At 53.0% G+C, this 20,397-nt stretch carries 19 protein-coding genes and 1 pseudogene; 10 read left to right on the top strand and 10 right to left on the bottom strand.

The window, feature by feature from the left end; genetic code table 11:
* The 3 genes from AC07VG_RS22980 to vapB all read left to right on the top strand — a co-directional run.
* Positions 1–233, top strand: a 233-nt coding sequence (locus AC07VG_RS22980) for a Fic family protein (RefSeq protein ID WP_495021916.1), incomplete at its 5' end; no start/stop codon positions are given.
* Positions 234–254: 21 nt separating this feature from the next.
* Positions 255–557: a helix-turn-helix domain-containing transcriptional regulator gene (locus AC07VG_RS22985; RefSeq protein ID WP_495021917.1), complete on the top strand. Its 303-nt coding sequence runs from the start codon at positions 255–257 to the stop codon at positions 555–557.
* A 126-nt stretch (positions 558–683) separates the two neighbouring features.
* Positions 684–896, top strand: coding sequence for a type II toxin-antitoxin system VapB family antitoxin (gene vapB, locus AC07VG_RS22990; protein ID WP_495021918.1), 213 nt, complete (start codon positions 684–686; stop codon positions 894–896).
* 362 nt (positions 897–1,258) lie between these two features.
* On the opposite strand, the gene AC07VG_RS22995 is transcribed toward vapB, so the two are convergent.
* From AC07VG_RS22995 to AC07VG_RS23010, 4 genes are all read right to left on the bottom strand, one after another.
* Complete coding sequence (locus AC07VG_RS22995) at positions 1,259–2,389, bottom strand: PIN-like domain-containing protein (RefSeq protein WP_495021919.1); 1,131 nt, start codon at positions 2,387–2,389, stop codon at positions 1,259–1,261.
* Positions 2,390–2,391: 2 nt separating this feature from the next.
* Positions 2,392–2,721, bottom strand: a complete 330-nt coding sequence (locus tag AC07VG_RS23000; RefSeq protein ID WP_495021920.1) for a hypothetical protein — start codon at positions 2,719–2,721, stop codon at positions 2,392–2,394.
* A 197-nt stretch (positions 2,722–2,918) separates the two neighbouring features.
* Entirely contained in the window at positions 2,919–4,595 is a 1,677-nt protein-coding gene (locus tag AC07VG_RS23005; protein WP_495021921.1) for a DEAD/DEAH box helicase family protein, read from the bottom strand.
* Positions 4,592–6,934 (bottom strand): ATP-binding protein, encoded by a 2,343-nt coding sequence (locus AC07VG_RS23010; protein WP_495021922.1) that lies wholly within the window; start codon positions 6,932–6,934, stop codon positions 4,592–4,594. The genes AC07VG_RS23005 and AC07VG_RS23010 overlap by 4 nt, the downstream gene beginning before the upstream one ends.
* Before the next feature lie 394 nt (positions 6,935–7,328).
* On the opposite strand from AC07VG_RS23010, the gene AC07VG_RS23015 reads away from it, so the two are divergent.
* Together AC07VG_RS23015 and AC07VG_RS23020 are read left to right on the top strand one after the other, a co-directional pair.
* Entirely contained in the window at positions 7,329–7,760 is a 432-nt protein-coding gene (locus AC07VG_RS23015) for a very short patch repair endonuclease (RefSeq protein WP_495021923.1), read from the top strand.
* Between the two features lie 434 nt (positions 7,761–8,194).
* On the top strand, positions 8,195–9,406 hold the full coding sequence (locus AC07VG_RS23020) for a DNA cytosine methyltransferase (RefSeq protein WP_495021924.1): 1,212 nt from the start codon (positions 8,195–8,197) through the stop codon (positions 9,404–9,406).
* Positions 9,407–9,635: 229 nt separating this feature from the next.
* On the opposite strand, the pseudogene AC07VG_RS23025 reads toward AC07VG_RS23020, so the two are convergent.
* Positions 9,636–10,841, bottom strand: a pseudogene (locus AC07VG_RS23025) (ISL3 family transposase).
* Between the two features lie 226 nt (positions 10,842–11,067).
* The gene (locus tag AC07VG_RS23030; RefSeq protein ID WP_495021925.1) at positions 11,068–11,415 is read right to left on the bottom strand and encodes a DUF6124 family protein; all 348 of its coding nucleotides are present in this window, start codon (positions 11,413–11,415) and stop codon (positions 11,068–11,070) included.
* Between the two features lie 714 nt (positions 11,416–12,129).
* Here AC07VG_RS23030 and AC07VG_RS23035 point away from each other — a divergent pair.
* Positions 12,130–12,603 (top strand): RICIN domain-containing protein, encoded by a 474-nt coding sequence (locus AC07VG_RS23035; protein ID WP_495003138.1) that lies wholly within the window; start codon positions 12,130–12,132, stop codon positions 12,601–12,603.
* 180 nt (positions 12,604–12,783) lie between these two features.
* On the opposite strand, the gene AC07VG_RS23040 is transcribed toward AC07VG_RS23035, so the two are convergent.
* Complete coding sequence (locus tag AC07VG_RS23040) at positions 12,784–14,238, bottom strand: leucine-rich repeat domain-containing protein (RefSeq protein WP_495021962.1); 1,455 nt, start codon at positions 14,236–14,238, stop codon at positions 12,784–12,786.
* A 37-nt stretch (positions 14,239–14,275) separates the two neighbouring features.
* On the opposite strand from AC07VG_RS23040, the gene AC07VG_RS23045 reads away from it, so the two are divergent.
* The 3 genes from AC07VG_RS23045 to AC07VG_RS23055 all read left to right on the top strand — a co-directional run bounded on the left by AC07VG_RS23045 (position 14,276) and on the right by AC07VG_RS23055 (position 16,228).
* Positions 14,276–14,482, top strand: coding sequence for a hypothetical protein (locus AC07VG_RS23045; RefSeq protein WP_495021926.1), 207 nt, complete (start codon positions 14,276–14,278; stop codon positions 14,480–14,482).
* 145 nt (positions 14,483–14,627) lie between these two features.
* On the top strand, positions 14,628–14,894 hold the full coding sequence (locus tag AC07VG_RS23050) for a helix-turn-helix domain-containing protein (protein WP_495021927.1): 267 nt from the start codon (positions 14,628–14,630) through the stop codon (positions 14,892–14,894).
* Positions 14,891–16,228 (top strand): type II toxin-antitoxin system HipA family toxin, encoded by a 1,338-nt coding sequence (locus AC07VG_RS23055; RefSeq protein ID WP_495021928.1) that lies wholly within the window; start codon positions 14,891–14,893, stop codon positions 16,226–16,228. The genes AC07VG_RS23050 and AC07VG_RS23055 overlap by 4 nt, the downstream gene beginning before the upstream one ends.
* A gap of 119 nt (positions 16,229–16,347) precedes the next feature.
* Here the strand turns inward: AC07VG_RS23055 and AC07VG_RS23060 are convergent, their stop codons facing one another.
* From AC07VG_RS23060 to srmL, 3 genes are all read right to left on the bottom strand, one after another.
* A complete protein-coding gene (locus AC07VG_RS23060; RefSeq protein ID WP_495021929.1) occupies positions 16,348–16,926 on the bottom strand; it encodes a plasmid pRiA4b ORF-3 family protein in 579 nt (192 codons plus the stop codon).
* A gap of 171 nt (positions 16,927–17,097) precedes the next feature.
* Complete coding sequence (locus AC07VG_RS23065) at positions 17,098–17,445, bottom strand: DUF6124 family protein (RefSeq protein WP_495021930.1); 348 nt, start codon at positions 17,443–17,445, stop codon at positions 17,098–17,100.
* Positions 17,446–17,806: 361 nt separating this feature from the next.
* A complete protein-coding gene (gene srmL / locus AC07VG_RS23070; RefSeq protein WP_495021931.1) occupies positions 17,807–18,943 on the bottom strand; it encodes a PheS-related mystery ligase SrmL in 1,137 nt (378 codons plus the stop codon).
* Between the two features lie 487 nt (positions 18,944–19,430).
* On the opposite strand from srmL, the gene AC07VG_RS23075 reads away from it, so the two are divergent.
* Complete coding sequence (locus AC07VG_RS23075) at positions 19,431–20,357, top strand: CgnE/CgnB domain-containing protein (protein WP_495003141.1); 927 nt, start codon at positions 19,431–19,433, stop codon at positions 20,355–20,357.
* The last annotated feature ends 40 nt before the right edge of the window (positions 20,358–20,397 follow it).

Here is a 20,397-nt window from a genome sequence, read left to right on the forward strand (position 1 = left end):
CCATGGAAGTCGCAGAGTTGCTCAAGGTTGTTGCGGGCGAAATGAGCCGTCAGGAACTACAGACTTCAATGGGATTGAAGAACGCCGATCACTTCCGCAAGGCCTATGTTTTGCCTGCTCTCACTGCGGGCTATCTGGAAATGACATTATCCGACCATCCGAAGAGTCGCCTGCAACGGTATCGCCTGACTGACGCCGGCCGGCGCTGGCTGGCGGTTGAGCTGAAAAGATAAACCTGTTTTGGTGGCTGAAGAATGTGTGATTTGTTGAATGGTGATGATTCCCCGATAGAGTTTCGAGATCGGGAGCATATTTCCCTTTTTCTATCGGGTTCATTGGAGGGTGGCAGCATTGACGATGCGGCTGAAGCCTTCGGTGTCGTGATTCGCGCTTATGGTGTGGACAAGATGGCCCGTGAGTCGGGACTGTCCGTGGAGCATCTTGCTCGTTCATTTGGCGACAGGGGCGATCCTGATCTGAGCACTGTGCTGGCGGTGATGAAGGTACTGGACATACTCCTGACCACTCGAGTGAAGGACGAGCGGGAAGATGACTGATTTTGATGAACTGCCGGCACCCCAGCAGGCTTGTGTAGTGGTCGACCGACTCGAATGCACCGGGAATCCAACGAGTCCATTCAGGGATGATTTGGAGAGGTCGTTTACATATCCCCGAGGTGTTACATGGAGAAAGGCTCCGTATTTCAGAGCAGTCGTAGTCGGGTCGTGCGCTTGCCAAAGGCCGCTGTGCTACCTGACAACGTAAAGCGTGTTGATGCTGTCGCTATCGGCAGAACCCGGATTATTACCCCTGTGGGTGAGTCTTGGGATAGCTGGTTTGATGGTGAGGGCGTAGCCGCTGATTTCGTGGTGGACCGTGAGCAGTCAACTGAGTAGGAGCGAGAGCTGTTTTGAAGGTCAATCCGCAGACCTAGCTGGATCAGCCCTTTCCTGTAGATAACATTTCGGCCAAGGACTCAAAGCAAGGCATCACCCTACCTGTGGAAACCGGACCTGCGTAGGAGCCGGCTTGCCAGCGATTGCGATGCCACATTCAATGCAGCCACTACTTGCGAACGAGGTCTCCAAATTTGGCGTTCCAACCGATGAAAACGCGTGTTTTCTCATCGAGAGCCGATTGGGCCAAGGCATCCAGGTACAGCGTGTCAGCGCAAATTTGAATACCCAGTTCCGGCCATTCCGGCTCTATTGCTTCTTGTCCGGAGTTGGGCTGGTTTTTTTGAGTTGGTTATGATGCTCTAACTAAACTGGTTTCTGTGGTCGTCTGAGGGATGTTCGCTACCGGCGCTGTCAGCAGGTCTGTTCAAATGCGTCAAAATCAACTCATCTAGTTCTTTCAAGCGTGTGCGGAGGCCTGTGCGGTCTGTGGCCACAGTTATAGCTGAGGTGCCAGGCACCCCTGATAGTAGTGCAATTATTTCATCTCGCTCGTCTTCTAATTGTCGGACCCTGATCTCATTTCCCACGGCCTCAGCAGCGTCGGTTTGTCGTTGTCGAGCTTTTTCGTCGGCGAGAAGGCTCTCTTCTACTTGGCTAACATTCGCCTTTATTTCCGTAAAGCGCCCGGCCGCAAATCGAAGAAATTGACTAAATTCATAAATGTGAAAGTCTTGCCCGCTTTCAGATTTAAATTCCTCTACCAGCTCTGGTCTAGGGCCGAGCTTTCTTCCTTTATGGATCCACCACCAATCTTCTTTGACGTCATCAGTGATAAAAATTATCGGGCGGTTATCCATTTTTGATTTTGCTATCATTTCTTTCCAAATGATGAGGTCGCCGAATTTATCGAATTCCCCTGCATCCTTCTTGGCATCCTTATAACCCGGTGGAACTTTCTTAGCATAGCGATCCTCGCCCTCTTTCTTTAACGCATTAAGCTGTTCTCGTGTCCACTTGTCACCAATGCGGCCATCCAACAACTGTGTAAGTCTAGATACAGCTTCAGTGATTTCCTCTGAGGGGTGTGCTGTCTGCGCAGCAATCATGCGCCCATGAAAGTCTGTTGCGAATATATCCAGTGCGGCAAGCTCTTTTGGTACGCTAATAGTTGGGTGTGCGCGTAGCTGTCGCAGCCTCTCACGTGCTTTTTCAAGAACCGCATCTAAGTCTTTGATTAATATTTCATATGCGTCTTGAGCTCCAAGTTCAACGTCCAAACGGTTGCGATGAAACTCGAGCCCAACTTGATATGGAATCCATAGTGATGCCTTGAGGGCGTCAAATAGCCGCAGAAGCTCGTTGCGCACCGCAGCAGGATGGCGAAGGCAATGTAATAAAACATTCGCATCGGCAACAAAAATTGCGTTATCCCATAACGCTGACACCTCGGTAACTGATTTTGGGTACCAGCCGGAGTATTTATTTTTCATGTTTACTCCAGCCAGAGCAACTTGTTGATTCCGAGTCGTTTAGCGGCCTCTCTAACCAGCTCGCGGGTATGCTCACTCTCGGTTTTACCACTCTCAAGCAGAATGACACCGAATGAAGAAAAGGATTTGTGCGCACGACCACGCTCGAAAATCGTCATCAAAATTGACTTCCAATCGCGACTACGGCCCCATCCTATGACACGACCATCCTCAAGTCTTCGACCGTGTGGTTTGATAAAAATCTGATCTACGAGATCAAGGTGAGTTAAGCCAAGCATTCGCCAGACTTCGGTTTCGCTCAGCGACAACCGGTTCCGAACGTAAGGCTTCACTAACGAATCCTTAATGTAGACTCGAACTTTTCTTGCGTCCATTACATGTGCCAACTGCCCACCGATAGAGGCATCTCGCGTCCAAAGTTCATAGTGCCGTGCACGCTCAGTGTCTTGGAGTGACATCCATCCGAGGTCGTCACACTGTTCCCAGAGTTTCTCTCTAAGTGCGTCTCGTATTGCAGTCGGAATTGCCGTCATTGAGTTCCTCCTCTATTGTGCGGCGCTGGAAAATCGAATGCAGGGAGGTCGAGTGTAGGATCTCCCTCGCGGGTAAAAAGATCAGCCTGGTCTTTCATCCAATCTAACATAAAGGTGCCAGCGCCCTCGTCGCGAAACTGCACCACTCCCGGTAGACGTAGCCGCTCGATGTCTCCACGAGCAGCTTTTTCTAACTCAATAACCTCGGCAATGCGACGCAAATCACTGACGAAGTCGAGAATGACAACTTTCTTTTTTCTGGGGCTAATACGTAACCCTCGACCTAGTTGCTGTACAAATATGCGTCGGCTGTGTGTGACACGCATGAAAACAATCATATCTACATCGGGAACATCGACGCCTTCGTTGAAAAGGTCACGGGTTGTTACAATGTCGAGAGAGCCCTTGCGAAATGCTGCCATTGTTCGGTCACGGTCGCGAGGCATCATGTCGCCGGTGATCGGCTCGGAGCGAAAACCGAAAAGCCTCAACATTGCCGCGAAACTTTTCGCGTGTGTAACCGAGGAGCAAAAAATTATAGCCGAGCGCCGTAGTTCTTTGTTGAAGGTTTCGCGAATTGCGCGCGCTGCTTCTTCATCTCGAGTTGGTAGCAAGAGCAGTTTATTCAATTGGGTGAGCGAATATCTATTGCGAGATTGAGAACGGACAAATGTCCAATCAATATTGTCAGCAAGCAGTCGATAGTCCGCCTCGCAAAGGAAGCCTCTACGAAGCCCTTCCGCTATTCCAACTCGAATAACCGGGGGGCCTAGCAAATGATCGATATCGTAACCGTCTCCGCGCCATGGTGTCGCGGTAACTCCTCCGATCATCGCCTCCACCATTTTATCGGTTACCCTACGGAAACTGTCTGAGCCAACGTGGTGCGCCTCATCAATAAGTACGAGGCCAAATTCAGGCAGCTCTTCTAACCGTGACACAGCACTTTGTACAGTTGCGAATGTGATCCCGTCCCATTCGGATGGAAATTCTCCACTAATCATTCTATGCGTAGGAATCCATTTTGGAAGTTGATCCCAAAATGCCTTTTGTAGTTGATCGACCAACTCTCTTGTTCCCGCGAGGACGAGTGCTCGTCCTCCTGGTATGGCCTCATCACGGAACAGCTGCGCGATGCTTTCAGCCAATACAACAGTTTTCCCAAGGCCTGTTGCCAGTACTACTTGGGCGCGGCCGGTTTCACGTAGACATCCGACAAACTTGTCAACGGCTTCGAGTTGATAGTCACGGAGTTCACGTCTAGAGGGAGGGTATTCTGGGCTTCGGCGTGCCATTTCCAAAAGGGTTGCTGGCTCCAGTACTCCGATCGTTACCCCAAGTGCGCCCCACCGGCGAACCGACTCCAGCATAGCTGGTCCGACCCGACGACTAGTTGCGACATAAATTCGATCGGCCTGATAATAGCGGGCGGCCTCTCCAACTTGATCAATAGCTGTGGCTGATGGGTATCCATTGGAGGTGAACTTACATTGGATTACCCACAGTTCGCCATTTTTAACACCCAAAACATCAGCACCCGCATCGCCGGAGCCTCCGATCAGTCGAACGTCCTCAAAGCTGTTACACACGAGAAGCCGGGCCACGTCACGCTCGAAAGCTTGCCACGGTCCTTTCAATAGGCGTTGTGCGTTAAGAAATGGCTCTGCGCTCACATCACTGCATCCGGTCTCAGAAGGCGAAGCGAGCAGGTTGCTCGAATTACGGCATCCCGGGATGCAAGTGCTAGGTCTGCAGGTGTCTGATCTGCGAGCCAGATGGCATCCCCGAGATATGCGTCATAGCGCGCGACTGTTGAAGACCGAGCATCGTTCGTAACTTCTGCTGCACCGAAGTCGAGCGCAATGTACGCGTCCTCCCAGTATTTACCATCAAGGAAAATATTAGGATGTCTTAGGAAAAGCTTCCGTACGGTGCTGCCGTCGGCATATTCCCAATACCGACCACTCGCAATTAGTGCTTGTGGGTCAGCAACGCTTCGCCCTGCCATTCGACGAGCGATCCCTTCTTTCTCACGCCCCGACAGCTCTTCATGTGTTATTCGTGCCATGCTCTCACCTACGAGGCTAGCTGCGGCGCGGCAGATGTCGTTCAGAATACTGCTAGCAACGGCGATGATTTCCTGTTCATCTAATCTCGTATCTCCGCTGTACTCCGCGCGAAAGTCTGCGAGAACACTTGCCACTGTTGCGTCCTGGCTATGGCCTCGGAGAAACTCGATCGTTCGATATGTTATATCGACAAGAAGAGCATCTAGCGGGGTCATTGTTGAGGATCGGAATACCTCGTGTGTTGAATCGACCAAGTAGGAGTAGGTGCGTGTAGCTACATCTTCCAAGCGGACAGTCCAAGGCTGCCCCGCTGGTAATTGCGGATCAGTGGGATCTACAGAGAATGCCTCTATTTCGAACTCAGCTCGGTATGTAGGGTGGATGTATTTACGGGTCAACTCGAAAATCGGTCGGCGTGCCGGTGCGGGTATTACCAGAGGCGGTGCCACTGGCGGCTCGCTGGCTTCAGCGCTAGGTCTTTCATTCGCGCCAGAGCTCTCTGGAGTCGAAGCCCCTCCGAGAAAACCTTCGGGAATTACAACAGCATCATTAGTTCCAGATACATCGCCAAGAATCTTTGTGTCCTGTTCTTCAACTAGTTGCCACCATCGTTCATCGGTTAAATAGTCAGCATCTGCATTGGCAAATAGGCCGGCCATTTGTTGGGCTCGATCATTGTCTTGGACCACCATGACTCGAGACCAAAGCCCGTTTTTGCCCTGAGGACTGGTGCGACGGAACGCTTGAAATAGTTTATAGAGTGGGCTTCGATTTCCATCGAACCCTTTCTGGCGTGCAGTATTAGGCCGTAACGGGCCTTCGCCGCGGATCACACGAACCATCTCGTTCCATGCTGGGTCGTCGCGTTCAAATCGGTTCTTTGTATAGCTGACTTGGCAATGATCGAGATGGATTTCCCCGATGAAGCGCCCACGACTCCTGGGGTCATCAATTGGATACTCAATCTCGTCAGTCTCTCCATCGCTCCAGGTGAAGAGATCCTTATTTCCTATTTCGATCTTCCGGCCATTCCTGATGAAGTCGATACCGAAATCTGTCTTGTCTAAGTATCGTTGGATGCCTACCCAGCCCCTGATTTTGCGAAGTGTCTCGATAATTTTGCAGTGTGGTCCGCCAGTAGGACAGTGTTCCTGCTCGCTTGTCAGTGTGCGCATGCAATGCTCGCAATATCGCCGCGGGGCCAGCGCGACGTCGAAGCGCTCTACTGCGCACACTACCGTGCTGTCAGGCAGTTCCACAGACCTGCTCTCATCCCAGACGCATGGACGGAGTGGGGTAATCCTCGCGCCACCCAGCGTCAATCGAATAGCACCGGCCTCTGAGCTGGAAAGGAGCGAAGAGTATGCTTTAGCTAAATGCTTTTTAATGGCAGTTCGATTATTCGCACGAGCGAGAAAGGCTCGTTGCTCTGGCTTCAACCGGGTGATGATGATCTCGGTACCGTGGTCCTCATGGTTTGCCTTAGGCCGAGTTTGACGAGGTACTCTATAATTGCCTGAAGACCGAAGCTCTTCAAGGTCAATGCGAACGCCAACCTGTTCTGGATCCCCTTTACGGCTTGTCCAGACCTCTGTGACGAGGCCGAGCCGCGCAGTCGCAATATTAAAGCCCATGCCAAAAAGGCCGAGTTTAGATAGGGGATCGTTACCTGACCACCCAGCACGGAGGGCATTTTCTAGCACTCCTAGAGACATCCCCGGGCCGTTGTCCTTTACGGACACTCGCGCATTTTCAGTATCCGCCGTGGGGATGCTAACGGCGATTTCGGGCTGTTCAATAGTGTCGTCGGATCGCGCCGAATCGATAAAGCCGTCTATCGAATTGTCGACTAGCTCCGCCAGGCAGCGCCACTGCTCTAGATTGATTTCGCCAAGCATCTGCAGCACGCGCGGCGCAGGGGTGAGATCCAATTCTTGAGTCATTTCCCCTCCTCGGTGCCAAGCCTCAGCCGATACGTATCAGTAGATGCGCTCGACTTTTTGAGGTTTGTAGCTGCGAGATCAGTATTTTTAAAAAATGAGGCTCGGACTAGCGCTACCAGGCCTCCAGGATTGTCCAATTTGTCACTCGTCACGAGTTCTGTGTTGTCGGGTTTAAGAGTTCGCTGCTCTTGAGCTCTGAGCGCTACAAACCCGGCTTCGACTCCGAGAGTCGGGCGAGAAACCATGCCTTTCGACGGTTGATATGGTGCCATCCAATAGCAATCCTTGTAAGCGAACTTCGAGTAGATGAACTCTAGCGAGAAAGCCGAGGAATAGGAAGGTGAACGCTGGAGCAAGACCCTACCAACCGATGCGATCGTAAAGGACGAAAATTATGGTGGATACCATCAGCTCGCGTGAGCGTAGCCATGTAATGTCGTTGGTCAAGGGCAAGAACACCCATCCCGAGATGGTGGTCCGACGCTTATTGCACGCTGCAGGATTTCGCTATCGACTGCACGAAGCGAAGCTGCCTGGCAAGCCGGATCTGGTTTTTCCCCGGAAGCGTAAAGTCATTTTCGTACATGGCTGTTTCTGGCACCGTCATCAAGGGTGCGCCCTCGCCAGAATCCCCAAGTCGAATCAAGGGTTCTGGCTGACGAAACTCGAGCGTAACAAGGTGCGCGACGAGCTCAACTTGAGGCGGCTTCAGGATGAAGGGTGGGAGACACTGGTAGTCTGGGAGTGTGCCCTGAAGGACTTGAATCAGTTACAGCGTGTCTTGTTTTCGTTTCTTGGCGCCACTTCTACGGCTCGACCTAGGTAATTTCGTTCCCTGAATAGAGTTTTTCTAATATACGGGATCTCATAGGCTGGTAAGGCGCCAGCTACAGGGCGCCGGTAGCTCTCTGATCCACTGGAGCCTGTTTAGGGCTGGCCTCACTCAAACGGATCGCCTCAGGGCGATTGCGGTAGAGTCTATTTTTTGAAAATGCCCTGACGACTGAGAGATGAGCTGAGGTAGGTAAGACTGTGTGGACGACACGGTTTGCTGGTCGGAGAGGCCTTTTCATAGAGATTTTGCTGTGTTTATATACAGTCATCAGGGTGGTGCGATGCCAAATGCACAGATTGCCAGTTTGTTCCGATAAACACAGCGCGCATGCGTGTAGAATCCGCCCCCCGATTTTTAAAAGTGACTGGTGTCTCGGCAGCCACCGAGACACCAGTCAACCACGCCACCTGGTTAAGAGGTGAATAATGGCCATTACCGTTTTCCCACGAGCCTCTGTGCATTGCGAGGAGGTAGTCCCTAACGGGCTGCAGTCAATCGAGCTATTCGCGGGAGCCGGTGGTCTGGGACTTGGTTTTTCCCTAAGCGGCGTTGGCCATAAAGCGGTGGTTGAGTGGAGCAGGCACGCTTGTGAGACCTTGCGGACCAACAAACGACATGGTGTGGAGCCAGTTGCTCATTGGCCTGATGTGACCGAAGGCGACGTTCGGAATTTTAGCTTTAGAGGGTTTGAAGGCCTCGATATGATTACGGGTGGGCCCCCGTGTCAGCCATTTTCAATGGGAGGAAAGCATCGCAGTTTTTTAGACGACCGCGATATGTTCCCCCAGGCTGTTCGGGCTGTTCGGGAGGTAAGGCCGCGGGCTTTTGTATTTGAAAATGTACGAGGGCTCACGCGAGCTTCTTTTTACAATTATTTTAATTACATCTTGCTGCAGCTCGAGTATCCGAGCTTTGAAGCCAAGATTGGCGAAGAATGGCTTGAACATTTAGCTCGATTGGAAAAACACAAAACAAAGGGCCGGAAAAGTGAATATCACGTGGTGACCCGTTTGGTGAACGCTGCGAATTACGGTGTACCACAAAAACGTGAGCGTGTATTTATTGTAGGTTTTCGTGCCGATGTGCATCGGCCGTGGACGTTTCCAGCTGAAACGCATAGTGTGGACGCGCTGTTGCGTGATCAATGGGTAACAGGCGAGTACTGGGATAAGCATAAAGTAGCAAAATGTCATAGACCTGAGCGTCCGGCAAAGATTGATAAAAAACTTGCAGCCCTGCAGAAGGACGCGACGGTTTCACTCCAACCTTGGCAGACGGTCAGAGATGCTATTACAGATCTCCCTGATCCTGAGAAAAAAAGCTACCCATTGATACAGGCACACCGATTTCAGCCTGGAGCAAGAAGCTATCCAGGTCATACTGGAAGCCCATTAGATGAACCAGCAAAAGCATTGAAAGCTGGAGATCATGGTGTTCCAGGTGGAGAAAATATGTTGCGCCGCCCTGACGGTTCGGTGCGTTATTTTACTGTTCGGGAATGTGCTCGAATCCAGACTTTTCCAGATAATTTTATTTTCGATGGCACATGGGGAGAAATTATGCGACAGCTAGGGAATGCTGTGCCTGTAAAACTTGCGCAGCATGTGGCAGGGAGCGTTTGCGAGATGCTACGATGAAATAAATAGATGTTTTGTGGAGTAGCAGTTAGAAAATCGGCATTGGAGCTTTATTGTTTTCTCGTAAAGTTAGGTGCGCTGATGGATCGTGTCGCTGCTGTTGAAATGGATGATAAATTACAAAGAGTCAAGCGTGCTCGTTTGACATTAGATGAAGTCACCCGGAGTGTCTCTGCCGCAGCCAGGGAGTTTGTTCCCATATTCTGGCGGCGCCCATTTTTTTGGTTCTTCACGGATTACCGGGAAAGACGCTCTTGATCTTCATGAAAAAGAATTCGCTATCCCGGTAACCGTACGCCATTCGCTTGATGACCTTTATTCGATTGTTTATTCCTTCCAACTGACCTGTGTGCATCGGCCAGCGAACCCGGCTTACGATGCCCCGCCAGTAATCCTTTAGCCGTCCGGCGAACTGGATCAGGGCGGGTATCGCGCTTTCATGAGCATGGCGTAACCATTGCTTCCAAGCCGATCTCCAGCCCCAGGCGGTACTCGGCGTCCAGAGCATTTTGAGTTCAGCCTTCATCAAGTAGACCGTCATCAACGATTGGTTGGCCGCCAGCAAATCCTGCAAATGCACCCGTTGTTCCGGCTTTTTCAGGTTCTCCGGATTGCGCAGTAACAGCCATCGCGCTTGCTTGATGACCTTACGAGCAGGCTTGTCGTGGCGTAGCCGATTAGCTTCGTCGACTCGGACCCGATCAATCACCTCTCGGCCATATTTGGCCACCACATGGAAGAGGTCGTAGACCACTCGCGCTTTGGGGCAGTGCTGGCGAACCTCCAGGTCAAAAGCGGTGTTCATGTCCATCACTACCGCTTCGATTCGAGCGCAACCCTATGGCCCTAGCTCCTCGAAGAATGGCCTGACCGCCGCCCGGCTGCGGCCTTCGCCGATCCACAGCACTCGTCGTGTATCCGCATCCAGCACAACGCTGGCGTAACGATGACCTTTGAACAGGGCGAACTCATCCATTATCAGGCGTCGCGGTTGCGCCTTTGGCAGATTACTCAGCGCCGCTTGCAAGGCTCGACGCTCCAGCAACCGGACGGTGTCCCAATGCAGCCCAAACAGTTGAGCCACGTGTAGCGTGGGAAGGCGCTCCGAGGCTTGAATGACCGCATCGGCCAAACGGCGCGTCATGCGGGCATAGCGATCCAGCCAACTGACAGCCTCCATGCGCTTACCGCAGTCACGACAGCCAACACGCCTGAGCAAAACGCTGAGGCGCACCGCACGGCCGAGAATGGGCAAATCACGAACGACTCGCTCGCAATACTCATGAGTAGTTGAACAGGGTTTTTGGCACCCGCCACAGGAAGGGAAACGGGTGGCGTGGGGAGTCAGGTCGATCTGTAGCGCGTCGCCATCAGGCTTGATCGTGACGACAGAAAAGCCCTCCCAAAAAGGAAGGAAAGTATTAATATAGCGCATAAGAACGCCGGTTTGTTAGATGTGTTTGCTCGCACGAACATCATCAATCAAATCGGCGTTCTTGTTTCTGTGTTTCCCGGGATTCCGTGAAGAACCATTTTTTTACCCATCAGCCTCGATATGGGATATGGCGGGACGGGTCATGGTCTAAGGGCGAGCATTCTACTAGTGAGTGAAAAGGGGAGCTAGGCTCCCTTTTCTAATCGCGCGCTGATTTTGTACCTAGTCAGCTTGTTCCATCTGCGGGTTGCTCCTCAATCACTGAATCCACCTGCCGTTGAGCCAACTCGATCAGATGCACTACGCCCATCGCCACCTTGCGATTCGCGCCAGTGAGATTGTCGGCGTTTTCGTAGGCGGTGGCGGCAGCGGAGTCCAGTATTGAACTGGCGTTAACGAGGGCTTCCTCTCGGCTTTGCCGGGCAGGGGACTTGTCTTGTGTTCCTGTGATACCAGGACGTTTTGGACAGCCGCCCCGAGGCAGTATGTAGTACGCCAAGGCGCGATCAGCGGCTTGGGGGTCGATGCTTTCGGTACCGAGGGTTCCCGGCGGGTTGGGTGTGACCTTGTACATGGCAAATCTCCAATCTCACGGATGGAGCCGTCACCAGTATCGCTACCAAACGATTTGAGGGTGGCGGCTGTACACAGGTTGGTAGACCGGAAGATTGGAGAAACCGGCGCGCCCGAAGGTGCCCTGCGCACAGCCACCATAAAATGCAGGCAATAAAAAACGCCTGATTCCAAGGGGGCGCTGTGCGCCAATCTATACCGGGCTACCAAACCCGATCACTGATATGCAGTGACGGACTGAAGACTAGCCAGCGAAATTGGCAAGCACAAGCGGTCAGGATTTTCTAGGAAACTTCAGTCAAAGGAAAGCGAGTTGTCTTGCTGGCCTTGCAAGATCACCGGGAAAACGGCTCCTGAATCACCTCTTGCCACCGGGGGCCACATGCAATCGTGTCACCACCTCCAGTCTTCAGAAAATGATGCTCATTGGCAGTCATTTCGCCGATGACCGGTGTGGCTAAAAAATGGCAAATGCACATCATCTGGCCTATCGTTCATCGCACCTAGCCCAGACTGCTTTCAAGACGACCTGCTTAACGGTTTCCGAATACCGGATGGCGCTCATGGCGTTTCATCCCCACAGTCTCCTCGCCAGTCTCGGCACGGCCGAATATTGCAATGACATTTCGTGTGGTAAGCCAGCCTTTGCCCATAGTGGTCACGGGTCGAGGTCGGGTGGCTGTCAGGTGACCACTCACCAGGAAGGTAAATTGAAATGGCTATCGATCCCAAGCAAGTGCATGCACGTGTGATGATTCAAAATATAAAAAGCGGTCGTTATTTAAGTATTGAAGGGAATACTGCCAACTGGAGTAAAGATGATGCCAGTTTGACGATTCGTGACTCCTTGAATCTCCCGGTTTTGGAAAGTCCACAGGTCTGGAGTATTATTCAGATTCGAAAAAGCTCTTGGATATTACTGAATCAGTACAGCATGAATGTTGCCTGTATCCGGGGACGTAGTACCGATAATGGTGCCACGGTCATCCAGTACCATACTCAGGGTGTGGCCTTTCAGGAGTGGGACTTCAAACAGCTCCAGAACGGCAACTGGCTGATTCGTAATCAGAACTCTGAAAAATATATCGGCCCTCAAGATCGCAGTACGGGCAATGACCATTACTGTATCCAATGGGACGATCAAACGGGCGAGGACAGCTACCAAGAGTGGCAGTTTAACCCGGTCTAGTGACATTTGAGTCAGTCCACCCGTTCCAACAACCCGTCTTGTAGGGGCGTTCATGACCTGCGTGTGATGTCGTGGCACGCAGGTCTGTTTTCATGAGCCCCGGGGTTGGATCATCGGATAACGCATCCTGTCCCTGTAAAGTCCTTATGTTGCGAGATTCAGGCCCTCTCCAGGCGAGTGTCAAACGCCGGGGCCCGTCACGCGGGCTGGCAATCTGGCCAAGCGATCCCACCCCTCTGCGCTGATCCCTGAGCAGTTCGGCAACCACAATTTTTGTAGCGGCAACTGCTCCAACACGGACACTACGGCTGAAGTGATCTGCGATTCCCCCGGGCCTGCCGCAAGCGTCAGATCTCGCAGAGGCAGACGCGCCAGGTGGGCGACTCCGGCGTCAGTGAGCCAAGGACTTTCATATAAACCGAGGCGTTGCAGCGGTAGATCGCGCAAACAGGCCAAGTCGGCATCGCGTAGATCCAGACCGCTTATCTCCAGTTGCTCCAACGGCAATCCCAATTCGACGAGCATTCGCAAAGCCTTGCCGTCGATGCCGCGACAAAAACTGAGATTGAGCCGCTTCAGCGGCAGACCCGCCAATTGTTTCAGTTCCTTCCCTGTGATGTCGTTCAATGAAAGGTCCAGTGATTCCAGCTCCAAACCACGCAGGTCGGACAATGTATGCGCGTCGATGCCTTGCACATCGGAGAGCCCCAGGCGCTTCAGTGGAAACGCGTGCAGTACATCGAGCCGCTCGATCATTTGCTGTGAAGACTTGAGATCCAGATCGGCGAGTGGCATGCCTTCCAGTTCGGCAATGTCGTCCTCACAGATATACGAAGATTGCAGCGAAAGCCGTTCGATCGGCAGGCTCTGGATAGCGTGGAGCATGGCGTCGGTTGCGTAACAGTAATCGAGGCTCAGCGAGCGCAATGCGGTCAGGCCGCGGAGCCAGGAAGGGTCCTTCAGGATTGCGCCATTCCAGCCCAGAGATAACTGTTCGAGTGGATGATGACCCAAGTGCCGCATTCCACGTGAAGTGAGTTCCCCTGCGCGATTCAAGGTGAGTGAGCGCAACTTGAGTCGTGACAGTCCGAGCAGGCCGTCGTCGGTGACCTCATCACAACGGTTCAACGACAACTCCTGCAGCGCGCCACTGCCGAGTTGGTGGAGGAAACGGTCGTCGAAGTCTTCGCCGTAGGTTTCCAACTTCAGTCGGCGCAACCGTTCGAGTGATGGAAGGCTGCTGGCGTTGTCATCGCGCGAAAAGCCACTGATTTCCAATGTCTCGAGGGCAACGGCTGGCAAACGTTGCCATACAGTCTGATCGAAGCTGAATTTCGGGCTGTTGAGTACCAGCGTACGCAGTGGCAGCCCAGCCAGGGCATCAAGCCAGTCAGGCTCGGCGTTATCCAACTCCACATGGTCTACGGGCAGTCCGCGAAGCTGCGATAACAGTGCCTTGGGGCGATTGGTATGCGCGGTGGCGTTCAACTGCGCGACAACAGCGATAGCAGCCGGATCGCACAGACCGGCAGCGACTCGTAATCCATCCAGTGAAACCTCCCCGCTGTCGAGCAGAGCACGATAAAGCGAAGCACGCGCGGCAATGTCATCGGGTGTGGCAGAGAGTTGGGCCATCAGAGCGTTGCGGTTCAGCACTATTGACGAGTCCGAAGTGAGTGAGCCGAAAGGATTGAAGGAAGTATTAGCCAGTGAAGTCAGCCAAGTGTCCAGAGGCCTGCGTGAAAAAAGGGGAGCAACAGCTTCCCTTCATGTCATGCCTTTTCGTCAGCTTGCTGCCCCTGTGGGCAGCTCCTCAATCGCCGAAGATTTCAGTCTCCGGGGAGTGATGCTCATGGGCTACATTTTCAAGGGTTTATGATTTTTTGAGTCCCCTGGGCTACAGCTTGTCATTCAGCCTTGATGTCCAATCAAATCTGCCTGAAGCACTATGAGCATTGCGAATTTGTGCCTCCAAGGCTACAGTAATTGAATGTTACGTACTTTTTGATGCCAGGGGGCTACAGATGAGCACCTTGTTCGATGTGGCGCATATGCTGAAGGAAGCTCGTCGTGAGGCACATCTCAGCCAGGAGGCGATCGCGAGCCGTGCAGGCGTGGCGCGTTCAACTGTCGCTCGCATGGAAACCTTGGCCAAAGGCGATATGAGTGTTTCGGCTCTGGTGCGATTGCTGGAGGCGGCGGGTTATGACTTGAAGCTGGTGAAGGCAGGCCATCAGCGCACGGTCGAGGATATTCTCGCTGAGCAGCGACAGGGAGTGTTTGAGCGATGATCCTGGATGTCCATGTCAGTGGGAGAGCGGTAGCCAAGCTGTACCGTGAACGGGACGAATACGTGCTGAAGTATTTTCCCGGTACAGACGCGGCAGACTTTGTCAGTTTGACCCTGCCTGTGCGCGAAGAAGCTTGGCGTTGGCCGCGTGACCTCTTTCCGTTCTTTCGGCAAAACTTGCCTGAAGGATATTTGCTGGGCGTTATTCGTGAAGAGTTCGGGCCGCTGCTTGACGGTACTGACTTGTCTCTGTTGGCGGTCATCGGCGGTGCGGGTATCGGTCGGGTTGCGGTGACACCTGAAGGGCTAAAGCCGGGGCTGGAAGCGGATCCGCTGGATATCGGCCACCTTTTGACAGCTGAAAATACCTCCGAGCACTTCGCCAAACTGGTCCGTCGCTATGCTCGGGCGGCGATCTCGGGAGTGGTCCCAAAGTTCATCGCCCAACAGGCCGAGGCAGGCGATCTACCTTTGGGTAAGCCCACGTTGCGCACCGGATTTCACATCATTAAAGGATCGGATGACAACACGCCTTATCTGGGCTTCAACGAGTTTTACACCATGCGGGTACTGGAGCGTCTGAATACCGTTCCGGTTGCCAAATGTCGTATGTCAGATGATGGCCGTGTTCTGGTCGTGGATCGTTTCGATGTCGATGAATACGGCGTACCGCAATGGGGATTGGAAGATGCCTGTGGGCTGCTGGGCTTGCCGCCCCACGAGAAGTACGCAACCACGATGGAGAGAGTTTGGAATGCCACCCGGGCCTATATTGATGCACAACACTTGCGTGAGCAGCGAGAGCATTTCGGTTGGCAGTTGCTGAGTAACTATGTGGTACGTAACGCAGATTGCCACGCCAAGAACATCGCGCTTTATTACACGTCGCGAACCGATGTGGCCTTTACACCGGTCTATGACCTGGTCACGACTCAGGCCTATCCGCGTTTCGCGGATAATGCGCCCGGGCTATCTATCGGTGGGCGTCAGACCTGGACTCCAGGGCGAACACTGGAGATGTTCTTCAATGCTCGCCTTGGCATCGCCCCGCGTCGTTACGCCGAAATGGTCGAGCAGCTGTGTGAGTCAGCAGTCGCGGTGGGGGGCGAAGTTATCGAGGCGGCGAAGAACGAGCCCGCGTGGCGAGATGTTGCCAAGCATATGGTGCATGCCTGGAACGATGGCATGGAGTCATTACGTAGTCAGAAATCAGCTCCGCACTTGCGGGGGTTGGAGGCAGCCATTACGGGCGCGGAATTCTCAGGCCCTCGGCCGCCAGAGCGACACCGGGAACAGATTGGCCGCTCTGAGTTGTTGGCGTCGAAAAAACGCTAGGAATATCGGGCCTCACTGGTAGCGTTCGCCGAATGAGCACCAAGCGGACATACAGGGAGTTGACTCTATGTCTCCTTATCGCGCCGCTTCCACCCACTTCAAGCCTGAACAGTCACCACTCAGACCTTGATCTGCTTCAGCCACCGGTTGGCGAGCCCCAGGTCAAAAGCCGCCGGGTCGAAGAGCTCCCCATACCATTCCAGCACCGATTCGTGCTCCGGATGCTTGGGGTCTTTCATCGCTTCAACGAATTCGTCATAGCCCGGCACACTGCCCACATCTTCCGGCGGGCAGGCATTGGCGCCATCGACGCAGTAGGGCACCTGAGGGCAGGCGGCGGCGGGGAGGTTTTTTTCAACCTTGATCGTGTGCTCCCAACTGTCGCCAAAGTCATAGAGGTAGCTGAACGTCTTTTTCCCGTTCAAGGCCTTGATCAGGGTTTTGCGAGCCTCTGAGTTCACGGGGGGGCCCCAGCCTTCGGAATCGGGAATACCGTACTTCTCGCCGGCAATCTCAAACTCGTGCATATGGCAATCTTCCCAGCCCATCACCGCCTGGAACACCCGGTGCAATCTGCCCAGGGTGATGTTTTCGGGCACCGCCACGCGCCTCCAGATGGCCGGTTCGATCCATTTCAACTCAATGTGCAGTAACAGCAGATCAGGCTCGGGTTTTGGTGAGCGAACAGGTTTGACCATGAATCAGGTTGCCTCGTCATGTTTGATGGGCGTGAGCGCGTTGTTTTACGGTGGTGATCCTGTCTTGCAACACGTTGCGATTACTTCGGGCGCGTGTGGCTCTATGGTAACGATGTTCTCGTGAGAGGGAAAAGGGGAGCGCCGCTCCCCTTCACACCACACTCGTTTACGTCAGGTCGCCACCGCTGACGACTGTCCGTCTATCACTGAATCCACCTGCCGTTGAGCCAACTCGATCAGATGCACCACACCCATCGCCACTTTACGATTGGCGCCCGTGAGGTTGTCCGCATTCTCATAGGCGGTGGCGGCAGCGGAGTCCAGGATTGAGCTGGCGCTGACGAGAGCGTCTTCTCGACTTTGCGGGGCAGGGGCTTGGTTTTGTGTTCCTGTGACACCAGGGCGTTTTGGACCGCCGCCTTGAGGCAGTATGTAGTACGCCAAAGCGCGATCAGCGGCTTGTGGGTCGATGCTATCGATACCGGATGTTCCCGGTGGGTTGGGTGTGACTTTGTACATGGTAAATCTCCAATCTAGCTAGCGGTTGGAGCCACCACGCCATCGCGACTAAACGATTGAGGGTGGCAGCTGTGCACAGGTTAGTCGACCGGAAGATTGGAGAAACCGGCGCACCCGAAGGTGCCCTGCGCACAGCCACCATAAAATGTAGGCAATAAAAAACGCCTCATTCCAAGGGGGCGCTGTGCGCCAATCTATCCCGGGCGACTAAACCCGATCACTGAATAGGCAGTGACGGACTGAAGACTAGCCACCGAAATTGGCGGGCGCAAGCGGTCAGGATTTTCTAGGAAATTTCACGCGAGGGAAAGCGAGTTGTCTTGCTGGCCCTGCCAAATCACCGGAAAAACGACCTCTTGTTTCATTCAATCTTGTAACCACCTCCGACCGTGCCCTCATGCAACGCCGACTGTATAACCTCATACAGCCTATTGGCCTCCACCGTGGTTATCGACCGTGAGCTGTCGCGCAAAACCACCCGCAGCAGTACATTTTCCTGCCCAGGTAGCAACCCCAGTCGTTCAATCGCCTGGGTCGGCAATTGATCCTCGCACCAGCGTCCCTTGACCTGCATTTCTTCAATCCACCCCGCACGGTCTCCCGCCGCCGCCAGCATCTTTTCAGTCAATGCCTCTTCACTTTGCCCAGGGGTAACCGCCAAGGAGATATCCCGGCTGATCGACGGCAGGCGGGATACGGCTTTCCACGGCAACAAGTCATGCATCTGTGCTTGAACCCGGATGTTCGGGTCGCGCAACAAGCGGATATCCGGAATACCCTTGCGCAACATCGTCAGCCGATCCAGGCCCATTCCCAGCGCCAACCCGCCATGCCGAAGCGGGTCAATCTCCAGTCTTTCCAGCAATGAGCGGGCGATGCAGCCACATTCAAGCACTTCCACTGGTCGCTCCGGTGTGACGACATTCACTTCGATACCGCCCTCGGTGTAGTGGTGAGGGCTGTCCGCCGTCACCCAGGTATGGCCGGGCACCGCGAGTTGAAGGATGTCGCCCACCAGGCGCAGCAAGTGTTTCCGTGCTGAAAGATCCGGTTCCCCCAGAACCCAGATATCCATCTGGTGCGGTTCGGCGCAATGCCAACGATCACGGGTATCCCGTCGATAGGTAATACCCGGAGCGGCCAGGAGAATCATTTCGCCGGGTTGTCGTCTTTCAGCCGCCTGTTGCAGTGCGAAAGGGATCTGGCTGGTGGTTTGCGTGCGCAACAGCGCGTGTTCGTTGACCCAGCGGGTGTGCTCGCTACCCAGTGTGATTTCGCTGGGGGCGTAGCCGAGCAATCCATAGTTCTCTTCGGCAGAAACAACCCGGGGACCTGTCCGGACTTGAGCGTTCGGCCAACCCCGAAGAGCAAGCCCGCCAAGGATTTCGTGGACTAACAGGTTGATCGCATGGGGGGGAGATGACGCTTCGGTCAGGTCAGGAAGATCAAGTGATTGTTGAAGGGCAGTATCTGACAGATGTCTTTTTTTATCGCGCATGACTTATCCGCTCCGCCATATTGATGGGTATTTGCGTGAAGGATCACATTACTTTTTGTGGTGGGAGTAATTCATTGATGTGGTGCTTAAAAATATGTAGGCATGTTCTTGTTGGTTTGTGGTTTTTAGCTTGCAGTAAAATCTTGCATATATGCGTTTTTGTGATGTGTTTTATCTTTGTTATTTTTATTTAATAAGAAAGCTATCCGTTTGGCTAGTTTTTTGTGTGTGAGGGAAGGTGTTCAATATTTGTGCCCTTTCCGTAAAGGTTTGGGTGTCATCCAATTGCACTTATCTATGTGAGGTGTCAGCGGTATGAAAAAGTTAAAAGCTCCAATCGTTCTGTTAACCCGAATGGCTTCAGATTCCGAAGCTTTCTCTTGGCCGCCACTTTCGTGGCCCTCGTTATGAGGGTCCTTTAATTTAAATCTGTTACGTTGGCGTCAGGGTAGTCGCTTGATGCCTTCCTCATAATGAGGGAGTTACGATGTTAAAGTCCAAACTGGTCGAAACTTTATTTGGTGGCCGGATGCCAAGCATTTTGTCTGACTCGGAAGAGTTTACATCCAGGTGTGCGGGCCTTGGCGTACCGGCACTAAACCTGAGTGATTTGGCGGTTTTACCGGAATACTGTGTGGTATTTTCATTTTGCGATGATGCGGCAAAGCTTGTATTCAAGAAGGCCCGGGAGTCACCTGTAAAAAAATTGATATTTTGTGCTGTTCACGTTTTTGATGCCTCCATTGATAGTGTGTTCTACACTCTTGAACTACTGCTGCAGAGTGACATTCAAAGCGCGCTTCAGTTGCAGCGAAAGGTTCTGGAGAAGCTGGAGTGCCATAAACACCTTCGTGTCACAGGTGTGGATACACAGGTGGAGGTATCTATTTTCGACGATGCCAAACCCTATGCGTTGATTGCGGAGGATGTTTGTGGGGACTTTGTTCATTCTGTCGCGGAATTTTTTGAGGTGCACTACGCACATATGAATTCACTCAAGCCCTGCCCCTTTCACGCTGAGGGTGTTCTAAAAGTAGCGGGTATTCTGACTGTTCTCAGAAAATCCGACTCACCATGTTCTCAAGATTTGAAGGATAAGTTGAAGAAATTGACTGGGCGAGTAGCCGAATATGGGGCGATGGCGGTCGTGAAAAATAATAAGCTTAGGTCATTCAAAGTCGATAATAAAGAAGAAATTGAGCTGCTTATTGCCGCTGCCGGGCCCCGTGGGGGGCAGCTAACAGAGTTTGCGATTGGCGTTAACAAATCGCTCGCACCCATTGTTGATTTCAGTGTTAACTCGCAAATGAATGAGGGCGTTGACGGGGTTCATGTTGCCATCGGTGATGGGTCAACTGGTTATCACATCGACTTCTTGAGTCCGGGGGCCGCAGTGGTTACTACCTCCACCTGACTCTGATTCCCAGTAGCCTGGGAAAATGTCCCCCGGATTG

Source organism: Pseudomonas sp. GW821-FHT03C07 (assembly GCF_059420925.1).